The sequence below is a fragment of the Siphonobacter sp. SORGH_AS_0500 genome (assembly GCF_031453245.1).
Classification (GTDB): domain Bacteria; phylum Bacteroidota; class Bacteroidia; order Cytophagales; family Spirosomataceae; genus Siphonobacter.
This window is the reverse complement of sequence record NZ_JAVIYT010000001.1, coordinates 4,352,501-4,377,915: the sequence shown is the minus strand read 5'-3', so window position 1 is coordinate 4,377,915 and position 25,415 is coordinate 4,352,501. Positions and strand designations below refer to the sequence as shown.

Here is a 25,415-nt window from a genome sequence, read left to right as displayed (position 1 = left end):
AATGGAAGATTAAATTCCGTAAAAAAGTATAAGTTTTTTTGAGTCACCTCTTGACAAGGGCTCGAGAACGCTATACTTTTGCAACTCCAAACCGGAAGGTAAAACAAAACTTACTCGAAGGAAGGGGAGAAAACGTTCTTTAATACAAGCTTAGTAACATCTCATTTGGGGCGATACCAGAGTGGCCAAATGGGGCAGACTGTAAATCTGCTGGCGTCAGCCTACGGTGGTTCGAATCCATCTCGCCCCACAATTTCAATGACTATTGATTGTGTAAGTGTATTATAAAATCGATAGTCATTTTTAGTAAATGCGGGCGTAGCTCAGTTGGTAGAGCGGCAGCCTTCCAAGCTGCAGGTCGCGGGTTCGAGCCTCGTCGCCCGCTCAATAAGTTGAGCGTAACATTTTAAAGTTATTTCGCTTTCGTAGCGATAAAACAGTTTCTACTACGTTCATAAGATTTACAAGTTACGCGATAATTGATTTACGTAACGTTCTCTCGTAAATCCTTTCTCAAGCTTGTAAATTTAAGATTTTAGAGTATTGCCTTTGTAGCTCAGGGGTAGAGCACTTCCTTGGTAAGGAAGAGGTCAGGGGTTCAAATCCCCTCAAAGGCTCTGAAACTTTCGGTCCGAGTTTTAGGTTGAAAGATCAGATATTGCGAAATCCCTCTCCGTATAGAGAGGGACTTTTTTCGTAACGAAAGGTGCAAGTGACTCTTTTCGCAAGTACACTTTCATCAGAACAATAACCAATCGCGAAACCGATAATTCTTTCAAAAAATGGCAAAGGAGACTTTTGACCGCTCGAAACCACACGTCAACATTGGTACTATTGGACACGTTGACCACGGTAAAACGACTTTGACTGCTGCGATCACGAAAGTTCTTTCTGAAAAAGGTCTGGCAGAAAAGAGAGATTTCTCTCAAATTGATAATGCTCCTGAAGAGCGTGAGCGTGGTATTACGATCAACACGGCACACGTTGAGTACCAAACTGAGAACCGTCACTATGCACACGTAGACTGCCCAGGTCACGCCGATTACGTGAAAAACATGGTAACAGGTGCTGCTCAGATGGACGGTGCAATCATCGTAGTAGCTGCTACGGATGGTCCTATGCCCCAGACTCGTGAGCACATCCTGCTTGCTCGTCAGGTAGGTGTACCCCAGCTTGTTGTATTCATGAACAAGGTGGATATGGTTGACGATCCTGAGCTGTTAGAACTTGTTGAGATGGAAATCCGCGAGCTTCTGAGCTTCTACCAATTCGATGGTGACAACATTCCTGTAATCCAGGGTTCTGCTTTAGGTGGTCTGAATGGCGAGCCTAAGTGGGTTGAAACGATCGATCAATTGATGGCTGCTGTTGATAGCTGGATCCCAACTCCTGCTCGTGAGACTGACAAGCCTTTCTTGATGCCTGTTGAGGACGTATTCTCAATCACAGGTCGTGGAACGGTAGCTACGGGTCGTATCGAAACAGGTGTAATCAACTCTGGTGATCCTGTAGAGATCTTAGGTATGGGTGCTGAAAACCTGAAATCTACGGTAACGGGTGTGGAAATGTTCCGCAAAATCCTTGACCGTGGTGAAGCTGGTGACAACGTAGGTCTGCTGTTACGTGGTGTTGAGAAAACTGATATCCGTCGTGGTATGGTTATCTGTAAACCAGGTTCAGTGAAGCCTCACGCTCACTTCAAAGCTGAGGTTTACATCCTTTCTAAAGAAGAAGGAGGCCGTCACACGCCATTCTTCAACAAATACCGTCCTCAGTTCTACTTCCGTACCACGGACGTAACAGGAGAAATCATGTTACCTGAGAACGTAGAGATGGTTATGCCTGGTGATAACATCACGATTGACGTAACTTTGATTAGCCCTATCGCTATGGATAAAGGTCTGCGTTTCGCTATCCGCGAAGGTGGCCGTACTGTAGGTGCTGGTCAGGTAACTGAAATCTTATAATTTATTATAAGCAGCAAAAGAAAGCGTCCTTTAATCGGGACGCTTTCTTTATTTAAAAATTATTTTTTGTTTTCAGAAAAAAAAGTCGGCCAAAAGTTGACCTAATTAAAACAAAAACGTATTTTTGCAGTCCCAAAATTAAGGTACAAGCACACACGGGCATAGTATAAGGGTAGTACAGAGGTCTCCAAAACCTTCGGTCTGGGTTCGAATCCTGGTGCCCGTGCAACTAAGTTTCAGGTTTAAAGTTTAAAGTGAATTCTGACATTATCTTGATAGTCAGGCTTTAAGCTTTAAACCTGAAAGCTTTAAACTAAACACATGGAAAAGGTAACGTCATTATTTAAGGCTTCCTGGGACGAAGTGACGCAACACATCACCTGGCCTCCTTTCAAGGATTTGCAATCGAGCTCATGGTTAGTGTTGATCGCCTCTCTGATCTTCGCTATTGTAGTAGGTCTGATGGACGCGGGTTTCCAGAATTTGCTGGATCTTTTCTATAGCCTCTCCAAGTAAGTAACGCGTTTCCAGTTTGAGGTTTTCAGTTGACGCATTCATTCCGCTATCACTGGAAACTGAAGATTGAAAACTGAAAACTGAGAAGAATATGAGTAACGTGAATTGGTACGTTTTGCGGGCTGTTTCCGGACAAGAGAAAAAAGTAAAGTCTTATTTGGAAACGGAAGTAGCCAGACAAGAGCTTCAGGAGTCTATTCCGCAAATTCTGATTCCGTCCGAGAAAATTGTTGAAATGCGTAACGGTAAGAAACGCATTCGCGAAAAAGCATTTTTCCCCGGCTATATCATGATCTCGGCTGACTTGTCTAACGGCGAAGTGATGCACTTGATTACCAGTATGCCAGGCGTAATTGGCTTCCTCGGAAGTAATGATAAAGATAAAACCAAAATTCCTGTACCACTGCGAGCTTCTGAAGTAAAGCGTATGCTGGGTCAGGTGGATGAAGTCGTTGAAGAAACGTCTACCTCTTCGGTATCTTTCCTGAAAGGAGAATCAGTGAAAGTAATGGACGGACCATTCAGTGGCTTTACCGGCACCATCGAAGAAATCTTCGATGACAAAAAGAAACTTCACGTAACTGTTAAAATCTTTGGCCGAAATACGCCAGTTGAACTGAGTTACGCTCAAGTGGAAAAAGAGGGCTAATACGAACCATTCTTTCCGCAGATGTTGTGAGCCATCGCGGTACTGGCACTTCAAGCTTCCAAGGAATTGCCCCTTCGTTAATGCTTCTTTCGATAAATGTAACGTGGGCCTTAGAGCCTCAAATATTATTATACAATGGCTAAGCAAATCACCGGATATGTAAAGTTGCAGGTTAAAGGTGGTCAGGCAAACCCTTCGCCCCCAATCGGTCCGGCACTGGGTTCCAAGGGTCTGAACATCATGGAATTCTGCAAGCAGTTCAATGCTCGTACCCAAGACAAAATGGGTCAGGTATTGCCTGTACTGATTACGTACTACTCAGACAAATCGTTTGATTTCGTAATCAAAACTCCTCCCGCTGCTAACTTATTACTGGAAGCTTCTAAAATTAAGTTGGGTTCTGCTCAGCCTAACCTGAAGAAAGTAGGTTCAGTTAGCTGGGATCAGGTTAAAACTATTGCTGAAACCAAAATGCCTGATTTGAACTGCTTTACAATCGAAGCAGCAATGAAGATGGTTGCTGGTACAGCTCGCAGTATGGGTATCACGGTATCTGGTACTGCTCCCTGGCAAGAATAATTTCCTAACGGGGGAGAATAACCTTCAGCGTACCGAAGCACATTCGATATTACCCCAAAATAACCATTCTCATGGCTAAATTAACTAAAAAACAAAAAGAAGCTCGCTCGAAATTCGATCAGACTCAGGCGTACGAACTGGCAAAAGCTGCATCGATTTTGAAAGAGATTTCTTACACTAAATTCGACGCTTCGATTGATATCGACGTTCGTTTAGGTGTAGATCCTCGTAAAGCGGATCAAATGGTTCGTGGTGTAGTTGCACTGCCTCACGGAACTGGTAAAGATGTTCGCGTATTAGTATTATGTACTCCTGATAAAGTTGAAGAGGCGAAAGCCGCTGGAGCTGATCACGTAGGTCTGGACGAGTATATCGAGAAGATCATGGGTGGATGGACTGATATCGATGTAATTATTACCATGCCTACGGTAATGGCAAAAATCGGTCGTCTGGGTAAAATCCTGGGTCCCCGTGGTTTGATGCCTAACCCTAAATCTGGTACAGTGACTTTGGAAGTTGGCAATGCCGTTCGCGAAGTTAAAGCGGGTAAAATTGACTTCAAAGTTGATAAAACGGGTATCATTCATACCTCCATTGGTAAGGTCTCTTTTGATTCCGATAAGCTGGCAGAAAACGCTCTGGAAGTAATCAATACTCTGGTGAAGTTGAAGCCTTCTTCGGCAAAAGGTACATATGTGAAGAGCATCTTCCTGTCTAGTACCATGAGCCCGAGTGTACAAATTGATAAAAACACTGTAAACGGTCTGTAAGTCATGACGAGAGAAGAAAAAGGCTTAATCATTGAGGAGCTGGCTGAAAAATTCAAGACCACTCCTTACTTCTATATCACCGATGCCGCTGGTATGTCTGTAGCTCAGACAAACGATCTTCGCCGCAAATGTTTCCAAGCTGGTGTTGAGTATCGGGTAGTAAAAAATACACTGATTGCTAAGGCTCTTGAGCAACTGGATACAGATTACTCTTCATTCAATGAAGGAGTATTGAAAGGATTCAGTGGTATCATGTTCCACACGGAGTCAGGTAAGGTTCCTGCGAAATTGATCAAAGATTTCATCAAGGAATCAGGTAAAGCTAACAAGTTGAAGTTTAAAGGTGCTTCTGTTGATTACAGTGTATTCGCTGGTGAAGATCAATTAGATACCCTGGTTTCTCTGAAATCGAAACAAGAACTCGTTGGCGAAATCGTTGGTCTGTTACAATCTCCTGCCAAGAACGTTATCAGCGGTCTGCAAGGTGGTGGCAACAAACTGGCTGGTATCCTCAAAACGCTTTCAGAGCGTCCTGAGTAATCCCCTCAATAGGCTGTTGAAGCTTATTGACATTGAAGTGGCTTCCAAGCCTGAATATATATCACTCTGTTTTTAACTCATTTCGAAAAAATTAAAATCATAATACAATGGCAGATTTAAAGGCATTCGCTGAGCAGCTTGTAAACCTGACGGTTAAAGAAGTTAATGAACTTGCACAAATCCTGAAGGATGAGTATGGTATCGAACCTGCTGCTGCTGCTCCCGTAATGGTAGCTGGTGGTGTAGGTGGTGGAGATGCTGCTCCTGCTGCTGAAGAAAAAACTTCTTTCGACGTAATCTTGAAGTCAGCTGGTGCTGGTAAACTTCAAGTAGTGAAAGTTGTTAAAGATCTTTCTGGTCTTGGCCTGAAAGAAGCGAAAGAACTGGTTGACGGTGCTCCTAAAGCCGTTAAAGAAGGTGTAACGAAAGATGAAGCTGAAGCACTGAAGAAAGCTCTTGAAGAAGCTGGTGCTGAAGTAGAAATCAAATAATTTCTATTGCACAGAGATGTAATCTCATGGTTAGGACCCAGTCTTTTGGCTGGGTCTTTCCTGCGTTAAAAGGTCTTGGTTTTGATAGACTTATTTTTGATCTTAATAATCTGATTATTAATTGATTAAAGATTAGTTGCTTTCACCTTGAAACTTAGATCGCTATTCATTTGTTGATTATAGACTTGGGCCTAAAGGCTTTGAGTACATGATCCCAAAGGATGAATCTTCATCCTACTAGTTCTTACCCCTGAGTATTAATTCCGACACACGATTCCACTCGTAGGGGAGTCGCAAGGGAATTAATGCTGTCAACTACGAGGTACTAATTTGAGATTTAGGCAAAAAGCCTGATCGATTTTCAAATAGTCAAATTCGGACTTTAAAAACCGTAGTGCCTTGGCAACAAACCGAACTTCCAGACACAACTTTGCCCGAATCCGTGCAGTCATTGATTACCCTGACTTCCTGGATTTGCAAGTAAAGTCCTTTAAAGAGTTTTTCCAGTTAGATACGCCATCTGACCGCCGGAAAAATGAAGGCCTTTTCAAAGTTTTTGCTGAAAACTTTCCTATTTCTGACTCTCGGGAAAATTACATTCTTGAGTTCGTTGACTTCTCTATTGATCCTCCTAAATACTCTGTAGATGAGAGTATCGACCGTGGATTAACGTATGCGTTGCCCTTAAAAGCGAAATTGCGTCTGCGTAGTGAAGATCCTGATAATGAAGACTTCGAAACTATTGAGCAGGAAGTTTTCTTAGGTAATATTCCTTATATGACCGAACGCGGTTCCTTCGTGATCAACGGAGCAGAACGCGTAATCGTGTCTCAGTTGCACCGTTCTCCTGGTGTGTTCTTCTCTATGAGTAAGCACACAAACGGTTCAAAACTGTACTCTGCTCGTATCATTCCGTTCAAAGGTTCATGGATTGAATTTTCGACGGATATTAACAACGTAATGTACGCTTACATTGACCGGAAGAAGAAATTCCCGGTTACGACGTTGTTACGGGCGATTGGTTTTGGTTCTGATAAAGAAATCCTTGATCTCTTCGGTCTTTCTGAAGAATTACAAGCTACTCCTGCTGCTCTGAAACGAGCGTTAGGTCGTAAGCTGGCTGCTCGTGTACTGCGTACCTGGCAGGAAGACTTCGTAGATGAAGATACGGGTGAAGTAATGTCTATCGACCGGAACGAAATCCTGATGGAACGGGATTCTGTTGTTTCGGCTGAAGACGTTGATATGATCTTACAAAGCGGCGTTAAATCAATCATCCTGCACAAGGAAGATATGAACATCGCCGATTATAACATCATCTACAACACTTTACAGAAAGATTCCGCTAACTCCGAGAAAGAAGCCGTAGAGCAGATTTATCGCCAGTTACGGAACACGGAAGCTCCTGATGAACAGACGGCCCGTGACATTATTCAAAGCTTGTTCTTCTCTGACAAACGTTACGATTTAGGTGATGTAGGTCGTTACCGGATTAACAAGAAACTTCAATTAGATATTTCAATGGATACGAAAGTTCTGACCACTCAGGACATCGTTTCTATCGTGAAATATCTGATCGGACTGATCAACTCGAAGGCAGTAGTCGATGATATTGACCACTTGTCAAACCGTCGCGTTCGTACAGTAGGTGAGCAGTTATACGCTCAGTTCGGTGTAGGTCTGTCTCGGATGGCTCGTACCATCAAAGAGCGGATGAACGTGCGTGATAACGAAGATTTCAAGCCCGTTGATTTGATCAACGCTCGTACGTTGTCTTCGGTTATTAACTCGTTCTTCGGAACTAACCAGCTTTCTCAATTCATGGACCAGACTAACCCGCTGGCTGAAATCACGCACAAGCGTCGTATGTCAGCTCTGGGGCCTGGTGGTCTGTCTCGCGAGCGTGCTGGTTTCGAGGTTCGTGACGTTCACTATACGCACTACGGTCGTCTGTGTACGATTGAAACACCTGAAGGTCCAAACATTGGTCTGATTTCTTCGCTGTGTGTACACGCGAAAATCAACTCAATGGGCTTTATCGAAACGCCTTACCGGATTATTAAAGATGGTAAAGTAACGGACGATTTACGTTTCCTGACGGCTGAAGAAGAAGATGGTCAGTACATTGCCCAGGCAAATGCGGCTGTTGATGAGAATGGAAATTTCGAAGTAGATCGAATCAAAACTCGATTTGAAGGTGACTTCCCAATGGCATCGCCTAGCGAAACGCAGTTGATGGACGTTGCTTCAAACCAGATTGTTTCGGTAGCAGCTTCGTTGATTCCCTTCCTGGAGCACGATGATGCGAACCGGGCCCTGATGGGTTCTAACATGCAACGTCAGGCCGTACCTCTGTTACGTCCTGAAGCTCCAATCGTAGGAACGGGTCTGGAAGCTCGCGTAGCGGAAGATTCACGTGCGATGGTTGCTGCTGAAGGTGACGGTGTCATCGAATCAGTGGATGCCACCAAAATCGTGGTTCGTTACGATCTAACGGATGAAGAAAAACTCGTAAGCTTCGATAGCGAAGTACGTACGTATAATCTGGTTAAATTCCGTCGTACCAACCAGGATACCTGTATTAACCTGAAGCCGATTGTATTCAAAGGCGAACGGGTAGTAAAAGGCCAAATCCTGACGGAAGGTTATGCAACTCAGCAGGGTGAATTAGCCTTGGGTCGTAACCTGCTGGTAGCATTCATGCCCTGGCAAGGATACAACTTTGAGGATGCGATTGTGATTTCGGAGAAAATCGTTCGTGACGACGTATTTACTTCGATTCACATTGAAGAATTCGACCTTGAAGTGCGTGATACCAAGCGTGGTGAAGAAGAATTAACTTCTGAAATCCCGAACGTATCTGAGGATATGGTTAAAAACCTGGACGAAACCGGTATCATCCGGATTGGTTCTGAGGTGAAAGAAGGAGATATTCTGATTGGTAAGATCACTCCTAAAGGAGAAACCGATCCTACTCCTGAAGAAAAACTGCTTCGTGCCATCTTCGGTGACAAAGCCGGTGACGTGAAGGATGCTTCCAAAAAAGCACCCCCATCGCTCAAAGGCGTGGTAATCGATACCAAACTCTTCAAGCGTCCAAGCAAGGAGAAAGAAGTACGTGAGAAAGCGAAAGCAGATCTCAAAGTACTGATGAAGCAATACAGCCGTGACTTGAATAAGATCAAGGATACCATGATCGACAAGCTGGCTCAGTTGTTGGAAGGTAAAACTTCACAAGGTGTAAAACACAAGTTCGGTGATGAAGTAATGCCGAAAACGACTCGTTTTACCCGTGCGAATATTGAAAATTACTTATTCCCTGAAAAGAACCCTTACAGAGATGAAAGTAATTACGCCGTTCCTGAAGAAGTAAACCTGCTGACCGATCTGGATTTAAATAACTGGACGGATGATCAGCATATTAACGAACTCATTGTAACACTGGTTAAAAACTACATCGTTAATCGTAGTGAAGTAGCCGGTCACTTCAAGCGTGAGCGTTTTGCTTTGGAAGTAGGGGATGAGTTACCCGCAGGTATCGTACAATTAGCTAAAGTTTACATCGCTAAGAAACGTAAACTGAAAGTAGGGGATAAAATGGCAGGTCGTCACGGTAACAAAGGGGTAGTAGCCCGGATTGTTCGTGAAGAAGATATGCCATTCCTCGAAGACGGTACGCCGGTTAACATCGTATTGAACCCTCTAGGGGTACCTTCCCGGATGAACATCGGTCAGATTTACGAGACCGTATTAGCCTGGGCTGGTCTGAAACTGGGTAAAAAATACGCAACGCCAATCTTTGACGGAGCTACTGAAGAAGAAGTAGTGAGAGAATTGGACGCAGCAGGTCTGCCCTCGTTCGGTCGTACGTTCCTCTATGATGGTTTATCAGGAGATCGTTTTGATCAACCCGTAACGGTAGGTATCATGTACATGCTGAAACTGGGTCACTTGGTTGATGACAAAATGCACGCCCGTTCTATCGGACCATACTCACTTATTACGCAGCAACCGCTGGGTGGTAAGGCTCAGTTTGGGGGTCAGCGTTTTGGAGAGATGGAAGTTTGGGCACTCGAGGCCTTCGGTGCTTCTCACATTCTGCAAGAGATTCTGACGGTGAAGTCAGATGACGTGCAGGGCCGTGCGAAAGCGTACGAAGCCATCGTGAAAGGTGAAAACCTGCCTAAACCAAACATTCCTGAATCCTTCAACGTATTGATTCACGAATTGCGTGGTCTGGCGTTAGAAATCACGCTGGATTAATAAGTCTGAGAAATTAGTCAGAGTGAGAAAAACTTACTCTGGCTAATTTTAATTAAATACCAACCTGTAAATGGAAGTAAAAACCAGCTATTTCCGACAAATAGATTCCCTGCGAGCGTATGCCGTATTATCCGTTATTATTTTTCACTGGTTTGCAAAAGATAGTTGGATTAATAAACTGCCTAATGGTTCGATCGGAGTTACCTTATTTTTCGTGATTAGTGGTTTTCTGGTTTCTCGTATTTTAATGATAGCAAGAAACCGGATTGAGAATAACGAGCGATCGTTTAGAGAAGAGTATCGGGATTTTTTAGTACGGCGGGCGTTACGAATTTTTCCTTTGTATTATGGAATATTATTCGGGGTTTATGCGTTAAACAAGTTCGCTCATATCCGAATTGAAACCGACTTTTTTGAACATCCTCTTTATTACTTATTCTATTTATATAATCATTACCTGGATTCAACGGGGAACTGGCAGGATTTACTCTCGCCGTTCTGGAGTTTATCTGTTGAAGAACAGTTTTATGTTGTTTGGCCCTTATTACTGTTACTAATACCGGCTAAACATCAGCCTTACTTAGCTCTTGCGGCTATAGCCGTAGGGTTGGTATCAAGGGTTATACTAGCCTTATCAGCTACTGGATCGGATGGATTAGCTACCATTTATTGTCTGGATGCTTTCGGTATTGGTGCGGTATTTGCCTACTTGTTTACCAATAGTAAGGATACAGTAGAATCGGTTGATAAAAGGAGTAAGCAGTTATTGGTTATTGGCTTATTATTGTTTATTCCATGCCAGCTAATGGATCCTCAGTCGTGGTTTGTTCTGGTTTTTAAACGATTCTCAATTGCGGCTGTTTCTATGTATTTTGTATGTGGAGCCAGCCTTGGGTTTAAAGGAATATTTGGACGAGTTTTAAACAGCCCCGTGCTGATCTACATCGGAAAAATAAGTTATGGGCTTTATGTATTCCATATGCTTATCCCCAGTGTGTTTGTTCCAAGATTATTAACTTATACACCCAGCCGGATTTCACAGTTCATTACCAGCAGTCAGGCTATCTACATTTCATTTTGTTTCATTTTTCTGATGGTCTTAGCCAGCTTGTCCTGGTACTTGTTTGAGAAGCGTTTTACTGATTTGAAAAAGTATTTCGATTATAAAAGAGCTTCCGGCAATGAGATAAGTAGTACGAGTAGAGTTCCAGTGAAATAATGTACAGGTAGATTAGTTCTATTTACCTTTCTGATTTGACATCGGAAAAGCCTGATAAAGCATCATTTTCATTCAAAACCATATTTGAAAATGTCATTAAAGAAAAACAAAAAACTAAATAGTGACTTCTCGAAGATCACTATTAGTTTGGCGTCTCCCGAGTCGATTCTTGAGAACTCGTTCGGTGAAGTGACCCAGCCCGAGACGATCAACTATCGGACTTACAAACCCGAAATGGGTGGTTTGTTCTGCGAGCGGATCTTCGGCCCGGTTAAAGACTGGGAATGTCACTGTGGCAAATACAAGCGGATTCGCTATAAAGGCATTATCTGTGATCGTTGCGGCGTTGAAGTTACCGAGAAGAAAGTACGTCGTGAGCGGATGGGACACATCGAACTGGTGGTTCCTGTAGCTCACATCTGGTACTTCCGTAGCTTACCTAATAAAATTGGTTATCTGCTCGGAATTTCTTCCAAGAAGCTTGATCAAATTATCTATTACGAACGGTACGTAGTCGTTCAACCCGGTGCTAAAGCCGAAGACGGTGTGCAGATGCTGGACTTCTTAACGGAAGACGAATATCTGGATATCATCGACAAGCTGCCCCGTGAAAACCAATTGCTGCCAGACACTGATTCCAATAAGTTTATTGCGAAGATGGGTGCGGAAGCTTTGGAAATGTTGTTGTCACGCATTCAGTTGGATGAGCTTTCGTATGAACTGCGTCACGCCGCTGCTAATGATACGTCACAACAACGGAAACAGGAAGCTCTGAAACGTCTGAAGGTAGTAGAAGCCCTTCGTGATGCCAAGACTCGTATTGAAAACCGTCCTGAGTGGATGGTGATCCGTATGGTTCCTGTTATTCCACCCGAATTACGTCCGCTTGTCCCTCTGGATGGGGGTCGTTTTGCTACGTCTGATTTGAACGATTTATACCGTCGTGTAATCATCCGTAACAATCGTCTGAAGCGTCTGATCGAAATCAAAGCTCCTGAAGTAATCCTCCGTAATGAAAAACGGATGTTACAGGAAGCAGTAGATTCGCTCTTCGATAACTCACGGAAAGTAAACGCCGTTCGTTCAGAAGGTAACCGTGCCCTGAAATCACTTTCAGACATGCTGAAAGGAAAGCAGGGACGTTTCCGTCAGAACTTATTAGGTAAGCGGGTGGATTATTCAGGTCGTTCGGTAATCGTCGTTGGTCCTGAATTGAAACTGCACGAATGCGGTCTGCCTAAAGATATGGCTGCCGAGTTATTCAAGCCGTTCATTATTCGGAAACTGATCGAACGAGGTATCGTTAAGACCGTAAAATCAGCTAAGAAAATCGTTGACCGGAAAGATCCCGTTGTTTGGGACATCCTGGAAAACGTACTGAAAGGTCACCCTGTATTGCTTAACCGGGCTCCAACGCTGCACCGTTTAGGTATTCAGGCTTTCCAGCCCAAGCTGATTGAAGGTAAAGCAATTCAGTTGCACCCACTGGTTTGTACGGCATTCAACGCTGACTTTGACGGTGACCAGATGGCCGTTCACGTTCCCCTGGGACATGAAGCCGTTCTGGAAGCCTCTCTGTTAATGTTGGCTTCGCACAACATTCTGAACCCTGCCAACGGTGCTCCCGTTACGGTACCTTCTCAAGACATGGTTCTTGGTCTGTACTACGTAACGAAAGGCCGTGTGCACACGGAAGAATACCCGATCGCCGGAGAAGGTATGACATTCTACGGTGCAGAAGAAGTGATTATTGCCGTAAACGAAGGTCGTATTTCGAAACACGCCAATATCAAGTGTAAAGTACGGGTTCGTAATGAAGATGGTACATTCGAGACCAAAATCATTGAAACCGTAGCGGGTCGTGTACTCTTCAACCAGGCAGTTCCTGAAGAGGTAGGTTACCTGAATGAACTGCTGACGAAGAAGAAACTTCAGCAAATCATTTCTCACGTATTCAAAATCGCGGGTGTTGCCCGGACTGCTCAGTTCCTCGATGATATCAAGGAATTAGGTTTCCGGATGGCATTCAAAGGTGGTTTATCTATCGGTCTGAACGATATTAAAATCCCTGAAGTAAAAGACGAGTTACTCGTTGGAGCAGAAGGTGAAGTGAAGGGCGTTTGGGATAACTACTATATGGGTCTGATTACAGACAACGAACGTTATAACCAAATCATTGATATCTGGACTCGGGTTAACTCGAAAATCACAGATACACTGATGAAACAACTGGAAACAGATCAGGGTGGATTTAACTCGATCTACATGATGATGCACTCGGGAGCCCGTGGTTCTCGCGAGCAGATTCGTCAGTTGGGTGGTATGCGGGGTCTGATGGCCAAGCCTCAGAAGAACTTACAAGGTTCGGTTGGGGAAATCATTGAGAACCCGATCCGTTCGAACTTCAAAGAAGGTCTGGACGTATTGGAGTACTTCATCTCTACGCACGGTGCTCGTAAAGGTCTGGCCGATACTGCCTTGAAAACGGCGGATGCTGGTTATTTGACTCGTCGTCTCCATGACGTAGCCCAGGATGTGGTTATCAATGAAGAAGATTGCCAAACGCTACGTGGTATTACCATTTCGGCTCTGAAAGAAAACGATGACGTGGTTGAACCGCTGTCAGAACGTATTCTGGGTCGGGTAACTACCTACGACGTAGTTGATCCTCTTTCAGGAACAACGATCGTAAAAGCGGGTGATGTTATCGATGAAGATAAAGCCAAGCAGATTGACGAAACCAGCATTGAAAGTGTTGAAATTCGTTCGGTATTAACCTGCGAAACTCGTAATGGAGTTTGTGCCAAATGTTATGGCCGTAACCTGGCAACGGGTCGTATGGTGAACATTGGTGAAGCCGTAGGGGTAATTGCCTCACAATCCATTGGTGAGCCTGGTACGCAGCTGACTCTCCGTACGTTCCACGTAGGGGGTACTGCTCAAAACATTGCTCTGGATGCAAGTATCCGGGCGAAGTTTGACGGTATCGTTCGTTTCGAGGAATTACGTACGCTGGAAACGCAACGTCCAACGGGTGAAGATACACTGGTAGTAATGGGTCGTTCAGGTGAACTTCAAGTTGTTGGAGCTCCCGGAACTACGTATGCTGGTCAGGTTCTGATCTCAACGAACGTACCTTATGGTGCTTACCTGAGCGTGAAAGACGGAGAAACGGTAACTAAAGGTCAGGAACTTTGTGCCTGGGATCCTTATAACGCCGTGATCTTGAGCGAAATCAGCGGTAAAGTTGATTACGAAGCCATTGAAGACGGATTAACCTTCAAAGAGGAATTTGACGAAACTACCGGATTTAAAGAGAAGGTAATCGTTGAAAGCCGTGACCGTACGAAAAACCCAACGATTTGGGTTAAAAACGATACGGAAGAGGGTTCTCGTGGGTATAACATGCCTGTAGGTGCTCGTCTGGGCGTAGAAGTAGGAGCTGAAATCAAACCAGGTCACATCCTGGCTAAGATTCCTCGTTCGGTTGGTAAGACCCGGGATATTACCGGTGGTCTGCCTCGGGTAACGGAATTGTTTGAGGCTCGTAACCCATCGAACCCTGCGGTTGTTTCTGAAATCGACGGTGTGGTTTCTCTGGGTGCTGTAAAACGTGGTAACCGTGAAATCTTCGTACGTGGTAAAGACGAAACGGAGAAAAAATACCTGGTACCAACGTCTAAACACATTCTGGTTCAGAACAATGACTTCATCAAGGCGGGTCTGCCATTATCCGATGGAGCCATTACACCAGCCGATATTCTTTCGATCAAAGGGCCAACCGCCGTTCAGGAATACCTGGTAAATGAAATTCAGGAAGTATACCGTCTGCAAGGGGTAAAAATCAACGATAAACACATTGAATGTATCGTTCGTCAGATGATGCAGAAAGTGGAAATTATCGACTCAGGCGACACGAACTTCCTTGAAAATCAAGGTGTAGATAAGTGGACATTCCGTACTGAAAACGACGCGATCCTGGATCGTAAAGTAGTTATCGATGCGGGTGATTCAAGTAACGTTAAGTTAGGTCAGATCATCACTGCTCGTCAGTTACGCGATGAAAACTCATCTCTGAAACGTCAGGATAAAGCTCTGGTACTCGTTCGCGATGCCATGCCAGCGGTATCTCGTCCAACGTTGATGGGTATTACACAAGCGTCTCTGGGTACTGAATCGTTTATCTCAGCAGCCTCGTTCCAGGAAACTACGAAAGTACTTTCGGAAGCAGCCGTTCGTGCGAAAGCCGATCGTCTGGAAGGTCTGAAAGAAAACGTTATCGTAGGGCACCTGATTCCTGCAGGTACCGGCGTTCGTCGCTATCAGGACCTGCTGGTAACCAATCCAGAAGAAGGAGAGAAATTCACTGAAAGCAAATCTACTTCTCGTAAGAAGAAAGAGCTAGCTTAAGTCAATTCTCTTAAACAATAAAAAAGCCCCGTTCGGCAATTGCTGAACGGGGCTTTTTGTTGGTAATTCAACAAAGACTGACATAAATAACATCCAAAATAATTTAGATCAGTCTTTGTTAAATGTACTATTTTTTAGTATGCTTGGCTCGTTCGCGAGCTTCTTCTGCATCCAGCAGAGCGTCCACTTTTTGTTTTTCGAGGGTCGAAGCTTTTACTTCACCGGAGGTATCACTTTCTCCGTCGGCAACTGTATCGACGATTGGCATTTCACCCGTGCGTTCTACTTCAGTCAGCTCAGCCGTTCCTTCGGGTCTATCTTTGATGGGGACACCCTGGGTTCCCGGATCTTTTGTATTAGAGGTGTGATTGCTCATGACTTTTTCACGTTGGTTGAGCTTTGTAAAATAAAAAGGTCATTCCAATCTTGAAATTGGGGAATTATATCCAGAGCTTACAAATAACTCCAAAGGCGATGACGTTGCCGCTTTTTAAATGCTCCATAGGCTTTACATAAAGGGTACAAAAAGGCTAAGACCGTAAGCCAAACCAAATAAACTCTCCAGATAGGAAGCCCAACATGAGGAGTAACCCCAGCACTGCCATTCTGAAAATTCAGATTTTCCCAGGAAATGCCTTGATAGAGGTGCAGTAGTACTGAAAGTCCGTGGATGAGGTAGAAATGCAACACATAATAAAACAAAGGCACTTTCCCATATACTTCAATCCAGGAAAAATAACCTGTATTACGACCTTCCAATAAAGATAAGGCCAGTAAAGTGGGGCCAAGGGTCATTAAGGTATAAAGCAGGGAAGGGGGATACTTAGATGTATTAATGAAGGAAAGAAAGGTGATACCGAAAGAAGAGTACGATTGCCAGGGGGAGGGGTCCCCATAGTGATTAATCCAGCGAATAATTAAGAAAAGAAGCAGAGCTCCTAAACCCAGAGAAGCCAACCATTGCTTTCGCTCAGCAGAGCTAACCTGAGGGCGAAATAAGGCTCCTACTCCATAACCTGTTAACAAAATTCCCGTCCAAGCTAAAAAGGGATAAAGATTCAGCAAGAAACGACCTGAACCGATAGGTAGCGATCCTGGTTGATGGCTAATCCAAAGTAAAGAACCTTCAGTGGGGGCGATCGTGTCTAGTAAATTATGCCCTGCAATGATGAGCACGCCAAGCAATAAAATAGCATAACTCGGTAGCCCAAGTAAAGCACTTAGAAGGAGAAGGCTTATACCAATCGCCCAGATTACCTGAAGTGTGATAAAAGAAAAATGAATATCAAACCATAGCCCGAAGGTAATTACGGTTAATTCGAGAAAAATAAGCCAGAGGCCACGGGTGAATAGAAACCAGCGGTGTTGACGAGTCGTTTTTTTTAGCCCAGATAGATACGCTGAAATTCCCGCTAGAAATACAAAGTTGGGAGCACAGAAATGAGTAACCCAGCGGGTGAAAAATAACAAGTAAGAAGGGTGTTCGAGGTCCAGCGGGTTAGAGAAAAATGCATTTGCATGTAGGTATTCGCGGCAGTGATCAAGAGCCATGATCATCATAATTAAGCCACGGAGCCAGTCTATGCTACTGACTCTAGAACGGTAAGAGATTGATAACGACATGGTTAGGAGGGGAGATTTAGCCTCAAGATACAAAGTTTTTATCTGTAATGAGGCTAAATCCTACCAGGAACTTACATGGTCATAATGGAAGCCATGGACTCAATGCCGTCCCAAAGGTTTTGCAAACGAATGTTCTCGTTTTCGCCGTGTTGGTTACTGTCGTAATTGGCAATGGGAACGGTAATAATAGCTTTTTGCTGAAGAATATCGCTGAACAGATACAGCGGTAAGCTTCCCCCTAAAGAGGGCATGATTACGATCGGATCTTTGGTAGTACTTTGTACAGCTTTCACTACTTTCTGAGCAATGGGTAAATCCAGCGGCGTTCGCTGAGCCCGGTATCCTTTCAGAGGTTTTACGCGGGCCACGAGTGGATAGTTGAGTAACTCTTCCATCGTGGGTTCTTTATCCGTTACATAATATCCCTGAGCTTTCACGTGGTTAATGAGTTTTTGTACCTGTTTATGAGGGTCATTACCCGCTACCACCCGCAAATCAAGCGTAGCTACAGCCGTGGAAGGAATGACGTTTGCTGCCTGAGCCCCAACGCCAGCACTAACGATGCCGTTGATATTTAAGGATGGTTCATTGATTAATTCAGCTAATGTTTTACCCGCTCCATCCGTTTGTCCAATGCCTAGTTCTTTCTGAACTTCCTTTTCAACGGGAGGAATCGCCGCAATGGCTTTCTTTTCTGATTCGCTTAAAGGCGTTACATCATCATAAAAACCCTTGATTAATACCCGTCCATAATCATCCTTCATCGACGAAAGTAACTTTGCCAGTCGCATGGCAGGGTTAGGGGCCCAGTTGCCATAGTGGCCGCTGTGCAGGGGGCGACGCGGGCCGTAAGTAGCGATCTCAACATTAATATCACCCCGACAACCGAAAACAATAATCTTGTTATCTGACTGGTGAACAGGGCCATCGCAGAAAATCCAGCAATCGCCGTCGAGCAGATTCTTGTATTTGGTTAAATATTCACCTAAATGCTGCGAGCCGTTTTCTTCCTCGCCTTCAAAGAAGAATTTGAGATTATAGGTGGGCTTGATGCCACTTTTCAATAAAGCTTCATAAGCCGAAAGAATGGCAAAAACACCAGCTTTATCATCGGTTGCACTACGGGCGATGATGCGATACTCCGGCGAAAGCTTACCTCTCGTTTCAGCTTCGGATAAAATCTTTCCGCCATTTTCAATGGAATTCGTGGCTAATACGGGTTTGAATGGGGCTGTTCCCTTGGCCCATTTTGATGGATTCGTCGGCTGCCCATCGTAATGAGCGTAGAATAAAAGCGTCTGCGTAGCTCCAGGAGTTTTCACTTCACCGAATACTACGGGCGGGGTTTTCGCATCCAGTTCTAATAATTGTACCGGAATTTTCATCCGCTTCATCAAATCCTGAATGAAAAAGGCATTCTTGCGAACGTCATTAGTGGTATCAAGCAGAATATTCGGAATGGATAAAAACTTAAAGTATTCCTGCAATAAAGCTTGCTCATTTTGCTGACGATACGCCCGCACTTTAGCGGGTGTCTGGGCAAAAAGTGTGGGAATACTAAATAGAGCCCAAAGGCAGAGAAACCATTTTTTCATAGGGAAGACGTTTAGGAAAGCCTATAAAGAAAAAAGGATATACTCGTCTTTACAAGTATATCCTTTTGAAAAGGGTAGAAAAGTCGAATGATTATACGGGGTCCACGTCAATGACGATACTCACGCCTTTAAAATCCTTAAGGGTTACTACTTCCTCAATTGTTTCTTTGATGAATTCTTTAATGGCTTTCAGATTGAGGTTTCGCTCAAACTTTAGTAACACATCAAAAAGAAACTGATTCCGAATTCGCTCGACGAGGGGCGTTTCCGGTCCTTTCACGCGATCACTCCCCAATTTTTGCATCAGTAGAGTGGCCAGTTTTTTAGAAGCTGCCTCCGCTACCTGCTGCTCAATATGGCGGGTTGTTAAGCGAATAACCCTTGAAAAAGGCGGATAGGCGTACGATTGTCGTTCCTCGATTTCCTCCGCATAAAAACCCTCGTAATCGTTGGTAATAATCTTGGCCAGCAGCGGATGCTGGGTATTATTGGTCTGAATTAATACGCGACCCTGTTTACCACTGCGTCGACCCGAACGGCCAGAAACCTGCGTTAATAACTGAAAGGAACGCTCGGTTGCCCGGAAGTCGGGAAAGTTAATCATGCGGTCGGCATCGAAAATGGCGACCAGACTTACTTTGTCAAAATCGAGGCCTTTGGAGACCATCTGTGTTCCTACAAGCATATCCGTTTCGCCTTTTTCAAAATCAGAAATCATCTGCTGAAAAGCGGTTTTCGAGCGGGTCGTATCCAGATCCATCCGTTGAATGCGGGCGGCGGGAAAATGCAGCTGTAAATCTTCTTCGAGTTTTTCGGTACCAAATCCCTGCGTTCGCACTTTCGTACTTCCGCAGGCGGGGCAAGTTTTGGGTAGCCGCTCTTTATGGCCGCAGTAATGACAACGAAGCTCGGCATCGCGTTGGTGATACGTCAAACTCACATCGCAACTATCACACTTAGCAATCCAACCACAATCATCACAAGTCAGGTAAGGTGAGTAACCCCGGCGATTTTGAAAGAGAATGGTCTGCTCGTTTCGCTCCAGATTTCCACCCAGTTCAAATAATAACTCACTCGAAAAATCGCCCTTCATGGCTTTATTCTTTCGGGCCTGCCGAATATCAATAAGCTCAATGGAAGGCAATGAAGCATTTCCAAATCGCTCTTTTAGTTCCACAAGCCCGTACCGACCCTGTGTAGCATGGTGATAACTTTCAATACTGGGCGTAGCGGAACCCAATAATACCTTAGCTCCCTGCATTTTGGCAATTACCAGGGCCGAATCCCGGGCGTGGTAACGCGGAGCGGGATCATACTGCTTGTAACTAGCTTCGTGCTCTTCATCGACAATGATTAACCCCAAACTATCGAAGGGCAGAAAAATGGCCGACCGTACGCCAATGACAAACTGAAAACGCCCGGAAAGCACACCTTTCCAGACTTCCACGCGTTCGTTATCCGAGAATTTAGAGTGGTAAATCCCAACCCGTTCCCCAAAAATCTTTTTCAGACGGACGACGATCTGGGTTGTTAAAGCAATTTCGGGTAATAAGTATAAAACCTGCGAGCCGCTTTCTAAAGCTTGCTCGATCAGGTGAATGTAAACTTCAGTTTTACCGGCTCCGGTTACGCCGTGCAGTAATACGGTATCTTTTTCCTGAAACGATTGCGTTACTTCTTGTACCGCTCGCTGCTGGGAATCCGACAGCACAGGCATGGTGGCAATCGTGCCCGTATCTTCAGCAAAACGGCTGATGACGATATCAAAACTTTCGAAGACTCCTTTTTTTAGTAAGGTATCCAGCGAAGAATCTGATAACTCATCGTTTTTTGAAAACGTAGACTTAAGTAACCCCTCAGTATTTTTTTCCGGATCGCGAAGGGCGGGCACATGCCGGAGGTATTCGAGTAAAATATCTAACTGTTTGGGCGTTTTCTCCAGTTGCCCAATCAAGGTTTTTAAGTTTTCAGGATCGGCGAAAAAGGAAGTTAACCGAACTTTACGAACAACTTTGGGCGTATATTTTTCACGAACTTCTTCAAAAACGATAACCGCCCGTTTGCCGATGAGCGACTTGATGAGGTGATACACGTTTTTAACATCCGCAAAGCGGGCCAGCTCGTCGTAACTCAAAGATTGTTTGGCTTTGATTTCTTCAATGATTTCCTTTTCGCGGGGCGTGAGTAAATCCGGGTGTTCAAAATCGGGATTGTACTGTACCTTCGACTGACTCGAAATCTTCAATCCTGAGGGAAGAGCCACGTTCATCACTTCCCCGATATGGCACATATAATAATCGGAAATCCACTGAAATAACTCTAATTGCCAGCGAGTTACCAGTGGCGTGTCGTCTAGTACTTCCAGAATGTATTTGGCCTGATACTGTTTAGGCGGCTGGTTATGAATGCGGGCAATAAGAGCCGTAACAATTTTAGTTTTTCCAAACTGAACAATCACGCGGGCACCCATTTGTAACTGTCCCGTAAATTCCCGGGGCACGCGATAGGTATATAAGCGGGGAATCGGAATGGGCAGAATAACGTCGGCAAACTGCGTTACCTCTTCCGTAAAATCGAGCTGATTCATACAGGCAAGTTAAGATGAATGCAGAATCAGAACGTCTGAGTCGTGATTTTAATTCGAAAGTAAGCCCCGTAATGACAAAGGGAGATTCTATTTACGCCTGAGAATGTGTAACTTTGGGTTTTTACAAGTGCATCATATGGCAAAACCATTTAACGTCGTTTACGAGGACAACCACCTCATCATCGTCAACAAAGCAGCGGGGATACTCGTGCAGGGAGATCAGACGGGCGACAAAACTCTTTCCGATTACGTTAAGGAATATATCAGCGTAAAATATAACAAACCCGGAGCGGTTTTTCTGGGAACGGTACACCGTCTGGATCGCCCGGTGAGCGGGCTGGTTGTATTTGCCCGGACCTCCAAAGGCCTCGAACGCATGAATGAACTATTCCGTCGCCGGGATATTCAGAAAACGTATTGGGCCGTTGTGGGTAAAAAGCCCGAGCAGAAAAGCGGAAAATTAACGCATTGGCTCGTAAAAGACGAGGCTCGCAACGTAGTAACGGCTTACGATTACGAAAGACCCGGCTCGCAAAAGGCGGAGTTAACCTACAAGTTAATTGGTGAAATGAATCACCATTTTTTACTGGAGGTGAATCCCGTAACGGGCCGTCCCCATCAGATTCGGGTGCAACTGGCTTCGATGGGCTGTCCCATTCGCGGTGATTTGAAATACGGTTACCCCCGTCCGAATCCCGACGCAAGCATTAACCTGCATGCCCGCCGTTTATACTTTATTCATCCCATCAAAAACGAAGCCGTGATTTGTAAGGCGGCAGTTCCGCAGAATTCGTTCTGGGAAGAGTTTTTAGAGTTTGACGAAGAAGTAAACGAAGCTATTCACCACGGATAATTTTCCCCTCTGCATTCTAACCAGATCATGAATATTCTCGAAAAGATTGTTCTTCATAAACATAAAGAAGTAGCTCAGGCGAAAGCCAATATTACGGCTCGTGAACTTGAACTGTTCCCTAGTTTCGGACGGGCCACTAACTCTTTATCCCAGCGATTACGTCAGGAAAATTCTTCCGGTATTATTGCCGAATTCAAGCGTAAGTCTCCCTCCAAAGGTATCATTAATGACCGCGTGAAGGTAGAGGAAGTTACCTTCGCTTACTCTGAAGCCGGAGCCGCCGGATTGTCGGTTTTGACGGACGAAGAGTTTTTCGGAGGGAATGCCGACGATCTGCAACTGGCTCGTAAGTCCAACCCCGGAACGCCGCTGTTACGGAAAGAATTTATTGTCGATGAATATCAGATTCTGGAGGCTAAAGCTTGGGGTGCTGACGTAATTCTGCTGATTGCTGCTTGTTTATCTCCTGAAGAAATCAAACGTTTCGGTCAGTTTGCTCAGTCCATTGGGCTGGAAGTATTACTGGAAGTTCACGATCAGGAAGAACTCGAACGCAGTCTGAATCCTTACCTGAATATGGTAGGGGTGAATAACCGTGATCTGAAAACATTTCATGTTTCAATTGAAACCTCGCTTAAGCTCGTAGAACAAATACCTCAAGAGTTTGTTAAGGTATCAGAAAGCGGGTTAAGTAGCACAGAAACGATTCATCAACTCCATAACGCAGGGTATCGCGGCTTTTTGATTGGTGAAAATTTTATGAAAACGTCCCAACCCGGTGAGGCCCTGGCCGATTTTGTGGGAGGTTTACAGTACGTGACTTTATAAGTGCCCCGTGTTTTTCCCTTTGTTGTACCTAAACTCCAGAAACCTATGCGAATTAAAGTCTGTGGAATGAAAGAGGAGGGAAACCTTCAGGATTTACTTGAGTTACAACCCGACTACGTAGGATTTATTTTTTACGAAAATTCTCCTCGGTTTATGGGAGAAACACTCGATGCGGAAGTCGTGAAAAATGTACCTAAAGACACAAAAAAGGTCGGCGTTTTTGTGAATGCCAGCATCAACCAGATCGTTCAGACGGTAAAGACCTACGGACTGGATTTCGTGCAGTTGCACGGCGATGAAATGCCGGATTTTTGCCGCAGCTTACAATTCAAGGGAATCAACATCATCAAAGCTTTCCGGGTAGATGAGACGTTTAACTTTACTCAACTGAACAATTACAAACCCGTTTGTGATTACTTTCTTTTCGATACCAAAGCTGCTGCTTATGGAGGTACCGGAACAGCTTTCGACTGGAGTTTGTTGAAGAGATACGATAATGAAAAGCCTTTCTTCCTTTCGGGAGGAATTCGCCTGGAAGATGCCGAAACCATTCTGGAACTGAAGGAAAAAACGGGTCTTCGCATGCACGCTGTAGATATTAATAGCAAGTTTGAAGAACAACCAGGAATAAAAAACATTGAAGCCGTGCGGGAATTTATTCAGCGGCTAAAGGTGGAAGAAATTGAAGCCTGAGAATGTCTTTCTTTAAAAGTGTTTATGATAAGGGACCGGATTGGGTCCCTTATTTTTTATGGGGATGAAAATTCAGTAAGTAACATCCATTTCAAAAAGAATGAGCTTTCGCCCCTAGCATCCATGTGCTGAGTTTCAGTAAGGATGTGCTACTAGCAATAAGGGTCTATTTTCGATTAAAAGAGAAGAACCTGCTGGTTTTTCGAATCTTCATAAAATTTATCTATCCGATAGGCAATCAAACCAAAAACTTTTCTAAGTTTGCCGTACAATTGAATTCGAAACGAAAATGAACAACTCATTCGCAAAAGCATGGTGGTGGCAACTGGGAATCCTCGGTTGAACAGCTTTCTTTTGCGTAAGGAGTAATCCTCTATATCACACGCCCGCTGTTCAGCTGAACAGCGGGTTTTTTATTAGTCAAAAATCAGGATTATGAAGATTGCAGAGCAGGTTAACAATCCTTATCAGGTTAATGAAAAAGGGTATTATGGTCCCTACGGTGGAGCCTTTATTCCCGAAATGTTATACCCTAATGTTGAAGAACTACGGGAAAACTACCTGAAAATTATGGCCGATCCATCGTTTCAGGCCGATTTTGAACACTTATTAAAGGATTACGTTGGTCGCCCCACGCCACTGTATTTCGCCGAACGCCTTTCGGAGGCTTTTAACGCGAAAATTTATCTCAAAAGAGAAGACCTGTGTCATACTGGAGCTCATAAGGTAAATAATACCATCGGTCAGATTCTTTTGGCCAAGCGTTTGGGTAAACACAAAATTGTAGCCGAAACCGGAGCTGGCCAGCATGGAGTAGCAACGGCCACCGTTTGTGCTCTGATGGGACTCGAGTGCATCGTATATATGGGTGAGATTGACATCGAACGTCAGGCTCCCAACGTAGCCCGCATGAAAATGCTCGGAGCGGAAGTCCGGGCCGCAACCAGTGGTTCCCGTACCTTGAAAGACGCAACTAATGAAGCCATGCGTCACTGGATTAACAACCCCGTCGATACGCATTATATAATAGGTAGTGTCGTAGGACCTCACCCATACCCTGATATGGTAGCTCGTTTCCAGTCAGTGATCTCCGAAGAAATGCGGAACCAATTAGCAGAAAAAACAGGAACAGAATTACCTGATTACGTGATTGCCTGCGTAGGAGGAGGTTCTAATGCAGCCGGAGCATTCTATCATTTCTTAAATGAAGAATCCGTAAAACTGGTTGCTGTAGAAGCGGCCGGTAAAGGAGTGAATTCCGGACAATCAGCAGCTACTACCTTCTTAGGGAAACCAGGGGTGTTACATGGCAGCCGCAGTATCCTTATGCAGACGGAAGATGGACAAGTGGTAGAGCCCTTCTCTATTTCGGCAGGACTTGATTATCCTGGTATCGGACCTATGCACGCCAACCTGGCCACGAGTGGTCGGGGCATTTTCAGAGCTGTTACGGATGAGGAATCGTTAGCCGCCGGATTCCAACTGGCTAAACTCGAAGGTATCATTCCTGCTTTAGAGTCAGCTCATGCTTTAGCCGCTTTAAAGACGTTGACCTTAAATCCTGATGATGTAGTAGTGGTTAATCTTTCTGGTCGCGGTGATAAAGACCTTTCTACGTACATGAAATTCTTGTAGGCCCTCATGAACAGCATTGAAACAATGAATCGGATTACTCAGCTTTTTCAGCAACAATCTCAGAAGTTGCTTAATGTATACTTCACAGCCGGTTTTCCCCAATTAACCGATACGCGTATCATCCTAAAAAGTCTTCAGGAGGCGGGGGCCGATTTAGTAGAAATCGGTATGCCTTATTCTGACCCCGTGGCCGATGG

19 protein-coding genes and 4 tRNA genes (1 of these 23 cut by a window edge) are annotated in these 25,415 nt (G+C 44.5%); 19 read left to right on the top strand and 4 right to left on the bottom strand.

The features are described 5' to 3' along the window. Positions 1-167: 167 nt before the first annotated feature. The 14 genes from QE357_RS18460 to rpoC all read left to right on the top strand — a co-directional run bounded on the left by QE357_RS18460 (position 168) and on the right by rpoC (position 15,404). Positions 168-250, top strand: a tRNA-Tyr gene (locus QE357_RS18460). A 62-nt stretch (positions 251-312) separates the two neighbouring features. Beyond that, positions 313-385 (top strand) — tRNA-Gly (locus QE357_RS18455). 160 nt (positions 386-545) lie between these two features. After that, positions 546-617, top strand: a tRNA-Thr gene (locus QE357_RS18450). 165 nt (positions 618-782) lie between these two features. Next, a complete protein-coding gene (gene tuf, locus QE357_RS18445) occupies positions 783-1,967 on the top strand; it encodes an elongation factor Tu (RefSeq protein ID WP_106637227.1) in 1,185 nt (394 codons plus the stop codon). Between the two features lie 155 nt (positions 1,968-2,122). Further along, positions 2,123-2,193: transfer RNA gene (locus QE357_RS18440), tRNA-Trp, on the top strand. A gap of 95 nt (positions 2,194-2,288) precedes the next feature. Continuing rightward, entirely contained in the window at positions 2,289-2,483 is a 195-nt protein-coding gene (gene secE / locus QE357_RS18435) for a preprotein translocase subunit SecE (RefSeq protein WP_094815107.1), read from the top strand. A gap of 91 nt (positions 2,484-2,574) precedes the next feature. Continuing rightward, a complete protein-coding gene (nusG, locus tag QE357_RS18430; protein WP_106637228.1) occupies positions 2,575-3,132 on the top strand; it encodes a transcription termination/antitermination protein NusG in 558 nt (185 codons plus the stop codon). Between the two features lie 135 nt (positions 3,133-3,267). Continuing rightward, positions 3,268-3,711, top strand: coding sequence for a 50S ribosomal protein L11 (gene rplK, locus QE357_RS18425; RefSeq protein WP_106637229.1), 444 nt, complete (start codon positions 3,268-3,270; stop codon positions 3,709-3,711). Between the two features lie 71 nt (positions 3,712-3,782). Beyond that, positions 3,783-4,481: a 50S ribosomal protein L1 gene (gene rplA, locus QE357_RS18420; RefSeq protein ID WP_106637230.1), complete on the top strand. Its 699-nt coding sequence runs from the start codon at positions 3,783-3,785 to the stop codon at positions 4,479-4,481. 3 nt (positions 4,482-4,484) lie between these two features. Beyond that, positions 4,485-5,021 (top strand): 50S ribosomal protein L10, encoded by a 537-nt coding sequence (gene rplJ, locus QE357_RS18415; RefSeq protein ID WP_106637231.1) that lies wholly within the window; start codon positions 4,485-4,487, stop codon positions 5,019-5,021. Positions 5,022-5,128: 107 nt separating this feature from the next. Continuing rightward, positions 5,129-5,512 carry a 50S ribosomal protein L7/L12 gene (gene rplL / locus QE357_RS18410; RefSeq protein WP_106637232.1) on the top strand — a complete coding sequence of 128 codons (384 nt, stop codon included), beginning with the start codon at positions 5,129-5,131 and terminating at the stop codon, positions 5,510-5,512. 399 nt (positions 5,513-5,911) lie between these two features. Further along, positions 5,912-9,775 carry a DNA-directed RNA polymerase subunit beta gene (gene rpoB, locus QE357_RS18405; RefSeq protein WP_106637233.1) on the top strand — a complete coding sequence of 1,288 codons (3,864 nt, stop codon included), beginning with the start codon at positions 5,912-5,914 and terminating at the stop codon, positions 9,773-9,775. Between the two features lie 70 nt (positions 9,776-9,845). After that, positions 9,846-10,994, top strand: a complete 1,149-nt coding sequence (locus QE357_RS18400) for an acyltransferase (RefSeq protein ID WP_309710538.1) — start codon at positions 9,846-9,848, stop codon at positions 10,992-10,994. Between the two features lie 90 nt (positions 10,995-11,084). Next, on the top strand, positions 11,085-15,404 hold the full coding sequence (gene rpoC / locus QE357_RS18395) for a DNA-directed RNA polymerase subunit beta' (protein ID WP_106637235.1): 4,320 nt from the start codon (positions 11,085-11,087) through the stop codon (positions 15,402-15,404). Between the two features lie 127 nt (positions 15,405-15,531). Here the strand turns inward: rpoC and QE357_RS18390 are convergent, their stop codons facing one another. The 4 genes from QE357_RS18390 to priA all read right to left on the bottom strand — a co-directional run bounded on the left by QE357_RS18390 (position 15,532) and on the right by priA (position 21,209). Further along, positions 15,532-15,780, bottom strand: a complete 249-nt coding sequence (locus QE357_RS18390; protein WP_106637236.1) for a hypothetical protein — start codon at positions 15,778-15,780, stop codon at positions 15,532-15,534. Between the two features lie 77 nt (positions 15,781-15,857). Continuing rightward, a complete protein-coding gene (locus QE357_RS18385; RefSeq protein ID WP_309710534.1) occupies positions 15,858-17,027 on the bottom strand; it encodes a heparan-alpha-glucosaminide N-acetyltransferase domain-containing protein in 1,170 nt (389 codons plus the stop codon). Between the two features lie 71 nt (positions 17,028-17,098). Continuing rightward, positions 17,099-18,622, bottom strand: coding sequence for a M20/M25/M40 family metallo-hydrolase (locus QE357_RS18380; protein ID WP_309710531.1), 1,524 nt, complete (start codon positions 18,620-18,622; stop codon positions 17,099-17,101). A 91-nt stretch (positions 18,623-18,713) separates the two neighbouring features. Next, positions 18,714-21,209: a primosomal protein N' gene (gene priA, locus QE357_RS18375; RefSeq protein ID WP_309710528.1), complete on the bottom strand. Its 2,496-nt coding sequence runs from the start codon at positions 21,207-21,209 to the stop codon at positions 18,714-18,716. A gap of 136 nt (positions 21,210-21,345) precedes the next feature. On the opposite strand from priA, the gene QE357_RS18370 reads away from it, so the two are divergent. From QE357_RS18370 to trpA, 5 genes are all read left to right on the top strand, one after another. Continuing rightward, entirely contained in the window at positions 21,346-22,062 is a 717-nt protein-coding gene (locus QE357_RS18370) for an RluA family pseudouridine synthase (protein WP_106637240.1), read from the top strand. A gap of 27 nt (positions 22,063-22,089) precedes the next feature. Further along, the gene (trpC, locus tag QE357_RS18365) at positions 22,090-22,890 is read left to right on the top strand and encodes an indole-3-glycerol phosphate synthase TrpC (protein ID WP_106637241.1); all 801 of its coding nucleotides are present in this window, start codon (positions 22,090-22,092) and stop codon (positions 22,888-22,890) included. A gap of 45 nt (positions 22,891-22,935) precedes the next feature. Beyond that, complete coding sequence (locus QE357_RS18360; RefSeq protein WP_309710522.1) at positions 22,936-23,583, top strand: phosphoribosylanthranilate isomerase; 648 nt, start codon at positions 22,936-22,938, stop codon at positions 23,581-23,583. Between the two features lie 435 nt (positions 23,584-24,018). Next, a complete protein-coding gene (gene trpB, locus QE357_RS18355) occupies positions 24,019-25,218 on the top strand; it encodes a tryptophan synthase subunit beta (RefSeq protein WP_106637243.1) in 1,200 nt (399 codons plus the stop codon). 24 nt (positions 25,219-25,242) lie between these two features. Further along, positions 25,243-25,415, top strand: partial view of a tryptophan synthase subunit alpha gene (gene trpA / locus QE357_RS18350; RefSeq protein WP_309711413.1) — the 5' end (the start) only. Its footprint extends 607 nt past the window's final position; the window shows 173 of its 780 coding nt (coding positions 1-173); it begins with the start codon at positions 25,243-25,245; its stop codon lies off the right edge, out of view.